Origin of the sequence: Novosphingobium endophyticum (assembly GCF_014640675.1) — a bacterium.
GTDB lineage: Bacteria > Pseudomonadota > Alphaproteobacteria > Sphingomonadales > Sphingomonadaceae > Novosphingobium > Novosphingobium endophyticum.
The window spans coordinates 135,658-143,055 of sequence record NZ_BMHK01000009.1 but is presented as its reverse complement, the minus strand read 5'-3'; the positions used below and the strand labels follow the sequence as shown (position 1 = coordinate 143,055).

Here is a 7,398-nt window from a genome sequence, read left to right as displayed (position 1 = left end):
TGTCCCACTCGTCCATGTGCGCCTCCCAAATAGCGCGCACACAGATTCAGCCTTCGCTCAAATCGTAAAGACCCTTTTTTCCGTTAACCTGAGTTCGGAGCCCTGACCGGTCAGGTGTAGCGCTTGACTACATTGTAGTGATACACTACATGAGGTGCATGAAGTCCGTCACCTATACGCGCTCCGCTCTGAGGGCACTTCGCCGAATGCCCAGAAATACAGCGGAACGCGTCATGGGCAAGGTGGACGCCTATGCCGCGGACCCCGCGTCGCAGGCCAACAACGTCAAGGCCCTGAAGGGACGGGAAGGCATCCGCCTGCGGGTCGGTGACTGGCGCGTCATCATGGATGACGGTGTTGTTCTGGCCGTGCTGGAAATTGCCCCGCGCGGCGGCGTGTACGATTGAAAGGAGGCTACCATGGGTGAAATGGTCACGATCCCGATCGAGGAATACAAGGCGCTTCGCGTGGCCTCCGAAGAACTGGCGGACCTGCGTGCCTATGATCGGGCAAAGGACGCCCTGGCTCGCGGCGCGGAAGAGCAGGTGCCCGCCGAAGTGGCCCGGCACATGGTTGCGGGCGAAAGCCCCCTGCGCGTGTGGCGCGAGTTCCGGGGGCTGACCCAACAGGCGCTGGCCGAGGCATCCGGCGTCAACCGCGTGCAGATTGCCGACATCGAGTCGGGCAAGGGTAGCGGTTCAGTGGCCACCTTGGTCAAGCTGGCCTCGGCGCTGGATGTGACGGTTGACGATTTGATTTAACGGGGTTCGCCTTTGTCGTTGACTTCAGACTTTCGGTGACGAAGCGCAACTTTCCAGTCATTGGCGGCCGCTTTGCGGCTCTCTGATAGCGGACGGTCCGATCTTGCTGGGAACGGCAAAAAGGGCACATTCGCTCGCGGGCCGGTTTATGCGCCCTTCATTTTCTTCTGATCGATCAGGACCGCCTGTTGCCATCGGCTTGGCGCCTTGTCGGTGCGATGGATGCAACCTGCCCAACAGCAGGGCCGCTTCTTTCCCTCCAACAGTTCGTCACCGGTTCGTTGGATGCGGCGCTGGCGCGTTGCTGGCTGTTTTGCGTCATCGACCCAGCAGATGAATTCATTCCGACCGAGCGGCGTCAGGCTTGCCCACAGCCCAAAGACTTTCGGATCCGATTGCAATGCTGCTTGAAGGTCTTCACGTGCTTCGTGGACAGTACCTTGAGGAAAAGAGTTTGCCACGAAACCTCCATGCATGCCGTCCGACAGTCGATTTCATCAACACCGCATAGAACGGCGGCTTCTGAGTTTGACCGCTGGATAACGAAATGTCCACAATTGGTCCAAGCCGACATGACGCTGTCCATGCGGTCCTAAACAGCGGCTCTGCGCAACATCCACGTCACTCGGCGCGGCAATGCGAATTGGGGACAGCTAGCGGGCCTAGAGATTCATGAAGTTGGCCGCCGCCTTCATCGCCATTTTTGCTTCCTCCGTGATTAAAAGACGCTCCTCATCAATTGTGTTGTTAAGATGCTCGTATGCCAAGCCATATTCGTTGTGATCGATGAAATACTGAACGATCTCAGCATCTTTTGACGGAATGCGGTTGCGTTTCGCGTCCAGCGCCGAGGTGAGCAATGCTGCCAACTGGCGCCAATGATCATGCTTATCCATACGGCGATGTTTGCACGAGGGCCCGACGTTCGCAATTGGGGCGTGTCCGGAACGGCCGGTTCTGGTGTATTGAAGCAAGCCTTGAGCAGATCATTTGCCTTGTTATGATGCCCGGATGATCCTGAACTTATTCAATGAGCAGTTCAAGATTGGCCAAAGCCATCGGGTTGTCTGCGTCGCCCCCCTTGAACAAATGGAGCCGGTTTGGCCCCTTGATGCGATCAGCGCCGAATTCGGCGGGCACATCATGTACGAAAACGCATTCAAGCAACGATTTGTGGGGGTTTGGGGCCGGAGGAACACCGATCGATTTCGTCATCAGCTTACTGAGCGCGGATTCGTGATCGATGTGATCGAAAGTCCGCCGGACAATGCGCGCCTACTGGTGAGAGCGGTTCGACGTGTTTGAATAGCTAACCTCGCGTTTGCCCCCAGCTGACCTATTTGCGGCAATGGCCGCTTTCTTCGATCTCCCGCCAATTCCTGCCGTTCCGGACCCGGCAACGAACCTGTCACCCCGCCAACCCGCTTTCCTACATCGCGGCCGTCTGGGATAAGCGCCCCGCTCTTTCCCATCGTCGGCTCCGCTGTCCTTCCGAACCCGCGGCCCCTCGCACGTCGGGAGGGGGCTTTTCGCGCCCGGTCGGGGAGGGGGAGTTTCTTGCTTCAGGACTGTGTAAACCGTGTAAACCTGACCGCCACCTTGCGGCCTATCCCGCACTTCCCATCGCCGGCGCCGCCCGTTAGGTATCGCCCCGGGGCAACGCGGCGAAAGCGCAGGGGGCAATTCCACAGATGACCCAGGGCAAGTTCCCGGCGTGGTTCGGGGCGATCTTCCTGCTGGTGGCGCTGGCCTTGCGGGCGAGCACGTTTGGCGATCCCAATCTCCATGTCGACGAGACGTTCTACCAGACCGTCGGCATCGCCATGCATGAGCAGCATGCGGTGCCCTATGTCGATGTCTGGGACCGCAAGCCCTGGGGGCTGTTCTTTCTCTATTACCTGATCGCCGCGATCTCTTACGCGCCGATTGCCTATCAGCTGGTGGCGACATGCTTCGCGGCGGCGACGGCGTGGGTGATCGGGCGCATCGCCTGCGTCTGGAACCGCACGCAGGGCGGCCTTCTGGCCGGTATCGCCTATCTGCTCTGGCTGGAGCAGGAACAGGGTTTCGGCGCTCAGGCGCCGATCTTCTACAATCTCTTCGTCGCGGTGGCGGTGCTGCTGGTGCTGCGCGCCTTGCCCGAGTTGCGCGCGGGGCGGGCAGGGGCGTCGACCTTTGTGGCGATGCTGCTGTGCGGCTGCGCGATCACCATCAAGCAGACCAGCCTGTTCGAAGGGGCGTTCCTGGGGCTCTACGCTGCCTTCACCCTGTGGCGATCGCCCATGCCGCGCCGACCCGCGCTGGCGACCATCGCCGCGTGGGCGCTGATCGGGGCATTGCCGACGCTGGCTATCGCGGCGTGGTACTGGTGGGAGGGATACTGGAGCATCTATTGGCACGCGATGGTCACCTCGAACCTCGCCAAGCCGAAGATCTGGCTGGTGGCGGGGATTCGCCTGATCCTGATGTTCATCCGCCTCGCGCCGTTCATGGTCCTGGCGGTGCTGAGCCTGCCCGACATGGAGCGCGAACAGCGCCGGTTCCTCTCGTGGTGGCTGTTCGCGGCGACGCTGGGGCTGCTTTCGGTGCCCAATTTCTACGTCCACTACGCGCTGCCGATGCTGCTGCCGCTGATCGTGGCCAGCGCCGGCATCCTGCAACGGCGCATCGCGGGGCCGGTGGCGATGGCGGTGCTGGCGGTGCTGGCCTTCCGCGAGACGTCCATGCTCGACTTCGATCACGCCCGCCGCTCGCGCGCGGCGATGGAGGAACTGGCGGCGGCGGTGCGCGCCCATGACGACGGCGGGCCGCTGTTCGTCTACGACGGGCCGTACCAGCTCTATCATATGACCGGGCACCGCTTCGTCACGCCGCTGGTGTTCTCGCACCACCTCGCGCAGACGATCGAGAAGGATGTCAGCCACCTCTCGACCGCGGGGGAGGTGCGCCGCGTGCTCGCCGAGCGGCCGAGCACGGTGGTGCTGGCGCCCAAGCCCCGGCAGGACCCGATCAACTGGGAGACCCTGCGCCCGGTCAGGATTTATATCCATGCCAACTGCCGCCTCGTCGCGCGCGTGGAAACGCCAGAATGGCTGCTGTCGAGCAAGATCGACGTCTGGGCCGACTGCAACCGCCGTCACCAGCAGTGATGAGGGAGTCTCTTCCGCTACGGCGCGGCTGTGCTAAGGGCGCGAGCCTGCCCGTTCGCCAATTGGGGGATGCCTTGGTCTACCGGACCTTCGCCGTTTCGATCCTGACGCTCGCTCTTCTGGGAACCGCCGCCTGCGACCCGCGCTGGGACAAGGGCGAAAAGGCCCTCCAGGAAACGCCGGACAGCGATCAGGTCTGCCGGGATCCCCTGTCCGATCCCGAAGTCCTGCGCGAGCAGCGACTGGTGGACGAGGCCTTGCGCAAGGCGCTTCTGGCCGATGATCCTGATCCGGTCGCGGAAGCAGGCAAGGCGCTGGAGGCGGGCGATTTCCGGCTCGCCGGCGCGCTTACCGCCGGCGGGGTCTCTACATCGATCTACGGCGCGCAGTGCCGGATGCGGGGAGGGGTGGCCTCCCGGACGGTGCGCGTGGTGGCTTTCATCGACGAAACGGCTGCCGACAAGCCGGGACCGGAACATCTCGCCAGAGCCGAGAAGTTCGCGCGCGGGTATAACGCGGCGGTGCTTGCCGACGAACGCTATCCTTATGCGGATGTCTGCCGCCCGTTCGAGGGTGAGGTCGATCTGGCGCCGCCGGTGGAGGAGGAACGCAAGGAGCCGTTGTGGTCCGATCGCCCGTTCGGCTTTGCCGACCTCGATCCGCTTCCACCTTCGCCGACGCTGGCCGAAGTCGTGCGCCGGGGGTCGGTGGCGCGGCTCGACCGGATGCTGCGCACCGGCAAGTACGACGTGAACGCGCCGGACCTGTTCGGCATGACGCCGCTGGCGTGGGCGATTGCCTATCGCCGGCGCGGCTCGGCCGACCTGCTGCTTCGCGCCGACGCGAACCCGAACGGTGCGGCATGCCAGACGATCTTCGATCGCTATTCGCCGATGCAGGTGGCCCGCGCCCAGCAATGGATCGGAATGCTGCGGCGCATGCAGCCGCTCGTGTCCGAGGATGACTTCAACAGCCTGCAGGAGCTGCCGCGCCTGTCCGCCGGGGACATCGACCGGTTCAACCAGGGGCTCGACGACCTCAACAAGCGCTTCGAAGAGCAATTCCGCGGCAACAGGTACCTCACCAAGCACCGGATCTATTTCACCGTCGATGCGCAAGGCAACGCGACAGCCTGCCGGATCGAGCCCTCGACCACTTACGAGGACTATGACAAGCAGATTTGCGAGCTGGGTCTGGAGGAGTTGAACTGGAAGCCCGCGCGCGGGGTGTTCGGCAATGTCATCGCGGGCGAGTCCTCGCTGTTCGTGGGGGTCAGGACGCGGTAGCGGATCTCGGTGCGCGTGCATTTACGGGGTGACATCCGTGCCCGCATCCCCTATGGGGCCGCCTTTCCGTCAAGCGCGACCTAAAGCGAAAGCGAGTGCATACTATGAAACTGAACGATCTTCGCGACAATTCGGGTGCCCGTCACCGCCGCATGCGCATCGGGCGCGGCATCGGCTCGGGCAAGGGCAAGACCGGCGGCAGGGGCCAGAAGGGTGCCAAGGCGCGCTCGGGCGTCTCGATCGCCGGCTTCGAGGGCGGCCAGATGCCGCTCCACATGCGCCTGCCGAAGCGCGGCTTCAGCAACAAGAAGTTCGCCAAGGATTATGCCGAAGTGAACCTCGGCCTGGTCCAGAAGGCGATCGACGCCGGCAAGCTCGACATCTCGGGAACCGTGGATCACGGTGTCCTGAAGTCGGCGGGCCTTGCCCGTGGCGGCAAGGACGGTGTGCGTCTGCTCGCCAAGGGTGAGCTGACCGCCAAGGTGGTTTTCAACGTCGCCGGTGCCTCGAAGAGCGCCGTGGCCGCGGTCGAGAAGGCCGGCGGTTCGGTGACGCTTCCCGCCAAGGAAGCCGCTGAAGCCTGAGGTGGCGCGATCGTGATCGAATAAAGCGGAGGGGGCGGGCGCCAGGGCGCTTCGCCCCCTCTTGCTGTTCGATCCGGTTTTTTTGGAGCGGGGCGGGTTTTCGCCGTCGTCCCACAGACTATATAGCCAGTTCCGTTCCGGGGTTCGACAAGTCGCCATGCACCGGCTAAGGGCGAATCCGATAATCCGATACAGAGCATTCGAGGTCTCCCACCCGTCATGGCTTCACGCGCCGACAACATTGCCAGCTCGCTGAGTCTGGCCAATTTTTCCAAGGCCACCGAGCTGAAGAAACGCATCTGGTTCACTCTCGGTGCGCTGGTCATCTTCCGCTTCCTGAGCTTCGTGCCCCTGCCGGGAGTGAACCCGCTGATCCTGGAGTCGCTCTACGACCAGACGCGTGGCGGCATCCTGGATCTCTTCAACACCTTTTCGGGCGGCAGCCTTGAACGCATGAGCCTCATCGCGCTCGGCGTCATGCCCTACATCACCGCCTCGATCGTGGTGCAGCTGGCCGCTTCGCTCCATCCGGCGCTGATCGCGCTCAAGAAGGAAGGCGAGGCGGGGCGCAAGAAGCTGAACCAGTACACGCGCTATGGCACGGTGGGCCTCTGCGCGATCCAGGGGTATTTCCTCGCCGTGAGCCTCGAGGCCTATGGCGCGCAGAGCGGCATGCAGGCGGTCGTCGATCCGGGCTACCTGTTCCGCGTCGGCGCGGTGGTTTCGCTGGTCGGCGGCACGATGTTCCTGCTGTGGCTGGGCGAGCAGATCACCTCGCGCGGCATCGGCAATGGCGTTTCGCTCATCATCATGGCCGGTATCGTCGCCCAGATGCCGACTTTCGTCGGCAACCTCGGGCAGGCCTACAGCGCCGGCGACACGGGTTCGGTGCTCATCATCGCGTTGATTGCGCTGATCGTGGCGATGATCCTGATGATCTGCTTCATGGAGCGTGCGCAGCGCCGCCTGCTGATCCAGTATCCCAAGCGTGCCACGCAGCGCGGCATGATGCAGGCCGACCGCAGCCACCTGCCGCTCAAGGTCAATACCGCGGGCGTGATCCCGCCGATCTTCGCCAGTTCGCTGCTGCTGCTGCCGCTGACCATCACCCAGTTCGCCGGCAATTCGCTGACGCCTGAATCGACCTGGGGGCAGATTGTCGTCTCGCTCAACCAGTACCTTGGTCACGGCAAGCCGCTCTACATGCTGCTCTATGCTGCCGGCATCATATTCTTCTGCTTCTTCTACACCGCCGTCGTCTTCAATCCGGAAGAGACCGCGGATAACCTGAAGAAGAACGGGGGGTTCATCCCCGGCATCCGTCCCGGCAAGAACACCGCGACCTATCTCGACTACGTTCTCACGCGCGTGACTGTAATCGGTGCGATCTACCTGACCCTCGTCTGCACGGTTCCCGAGTATTTCCTTTCGATGACCGGTTTGCCGTTGCTGTTCATGGGTGGCACGAGTTTGCTGATCGTCGTCAACGTGACGGTGGATACGATCACCCAGATTCAATCGCACCTGCTGGCGCACCAGTACGGCGATCTCATCAAGAAGGCGAAACTGAAAGGCCGTCTCCGCTGAGCGGACGCCAGGCAACAGATTTTGAGGGGTA

The 7,398-nt window shown here is 62.8% G+C and carries 9 protein-coding genes; 7 read left to right on the top strand and 2 right to left on the bottom strand.

Features of this window, described 5'->3' with window-relative positions:
* Nucleotides 1–149 precede the first annotated feature (149 nt).
* Together IEX32_RS08995 and IEX32_RS08990 are read left to right on the top strand one after the other, a co-directional pair.
* Nucleotides 150–407: a type II toxin-antitoxin system RelE family toxin gene (locus IEX32_RS08995; RefSeq protein WP_373285435.1), complete on the top strand. Its 258-nt coding sequence runs from the start codon at nucleotides 150–152 to the stop codon at nucleotides 405–407.
* A 12-nt stretch (nucleotides 408–419) separates the two neighbouring features.
* Nucleotides 420–761 carry a helix-turn-helix transcriptional regulator gene (locus IEX32_RS08990; protein ID WP_188770614.1) on the top strand — a complete coding sequence of 114 codons (342 nt, stop codon included), beginning with the start codon at nucleotides 420–422 and terminating at the stop codon, nucleotides 759–761.
* Between the two features lie 146 nt (nucleotides 762–907).
* Here IEX32_RS08990 and IEX32_RS08985 read toward each other — a convergent pair whose 3' ends face one another.
* The gene (locus tag IEX32_RS08985; RefSeq protein WP_188770612.1) at nucleotides 908–1,222 is read right to left on the bottom strand and encodes a YdeI/OmpD-associated family protein; all 315 of its coding nucleotides are present in this window, start codon (nucleotides 1,220–1,222) and stop codon (nucleotides 908–910) included.
* 201 nt (nucleotides 1,223–1,423) lie between these two features.
* Complete coding sequence (locus IEX32_RS08980) at nucleotides 1,424–1,657, bottom strand: MafI family immunity protein (RefSeq protein WP_188770610.1); 234 nt, start codon at nucleotides 1,655–1,657, stop codon at nucleotides 1,424–1,426.
* Nucleotides 1,658–1,772: 115 nt separating this feature from the next.
* Here IEX32_RS08980 and IEX32_RS08975 point away from each other — a divergent pair, with 115 nt between their 5' ends.
* The 5 genes from IEX32_RS08975 (at nucleotide 1,773) to secY (ending at nucleotide 7,367) form a co-directional block, all read left to right on the top strand.
* A complete protein-coding gene (locus tag IEX32_RS08975) occupies nucleotides 1,773–2,066 on the top strand; it encodes a hypothetical protein (protein WP_188770608.1) in 294 nt (97 codons plus the stop codon).
* Between the two features lie 386 nt (nucleotides 2,067–2,452).
* Nucleotides 2,453–3,910 (top strand): ArnT family glycosyltransferase, encoded by a 1,458-nt coding sequence (locus IEX32_RS08970; protein WP_188770606.1) that lies wholly within the window; start codon nucleotides 2,453–2,455, stop codon nucleotides 3,908–3,910.
* Between the two features lie 74 nt (nucleotides 3,911–3,984).
* The gene (locus tag IEX32_RS08965) at nucleotides 3,985–5,196 is read left to right on the top strand and encodes an ankyrin repeat domain-containing protein (protein WP_188770604.1); all 1,212 of its coding nucleotides are present in this window, start codon (nucleotides 3,985–3,987) and stop codon (nucleotides 5,194–5,196) included.
* 104 nt (nucleotides 5,197–5,300) lie between these two features.
* Nucleotides 5,301–5,780: a 50S ribosomal protein L15 gene (gene rplO / locus IEX32_RS08960; RefSeq protein ID WP_188770602.1), complete on the top strand. Its 480-nt coding sequence runs from the start codon at nucleotides 5,301–5,303 to the stop codon at nucleotides 5,778–5,780.
* A gap of 219 nt (nucleotides 5,781–5,999) precedes the next feature.
* Nucleotides 6,000–7,367, top strand: a complete 1,368-nt coding sequence (secY, locus tag IEX32_RS08955; RefSeq protein ID WP_188770600.1) for a preprotein translocase subunit SecY — start codon at nucleotides 6,000–6,002, stop codon at nucleotides 7,365–7,367.
* The last annotated feature ends 31 nt before the right edge of the window (nucleotides 7,368–7,398 follow it).

What these genes read in the sequence shown, in the direction of transcription:
- IEX32_RS08995 (WP_373285435.1), top strand. Translation starts at nt 150, where the DNA reads ATGAGGTGCATGAAGTCCGTCACCTATACGCGCTCCGCTCTGAGGGCA.
- IEX32_RS08990 (WP_188770614.1), top strand. Translation starts at nt 420, where the DNA reads ATGGGTGAAATGGTCACGATCCCGATCGAGGAATACAAGGCGCTTCGC.
- IEX32_RS08980 (WP_188770610.1), bottom strand. Translation starts at nt 1,657, where the DNA reads ATGGATAAGCATGATCATTGGCGCCAGTTGGCAGCATTGCTCACCTCG.
- IEX32_RS08975 (WP_188770608.1), top strand. Translation starts at nt 1,773, where the DNA reads ATGATCCTGAACTTATTCAATGAGCAGTTCAAGATTGGCCAAAGCCAT.
- IEX32_RS08970 (WP_188770606.1), top strand. Translation starts at nt 2,453, where the DNA reads ATGACCCAGGGCAAGTTCCCGGCGTGGTTCGGGGCGATCTTCCTGCTG.
- rplO (WP_188770602.1), top strand. Translation starts at nt 5,301, where the DNA reads ATGAAACTGAACGATCTTCGCGACAATTCGGGTGCCCGTCACCGCCGC.
- secY (WP_188770600.1), top strand. Translation starts at nt 6,000, where the DNA reads ATGGCTTCACGCGCCGACAACATTGCCAGCTCGCTGAGTCTGGCCAAT.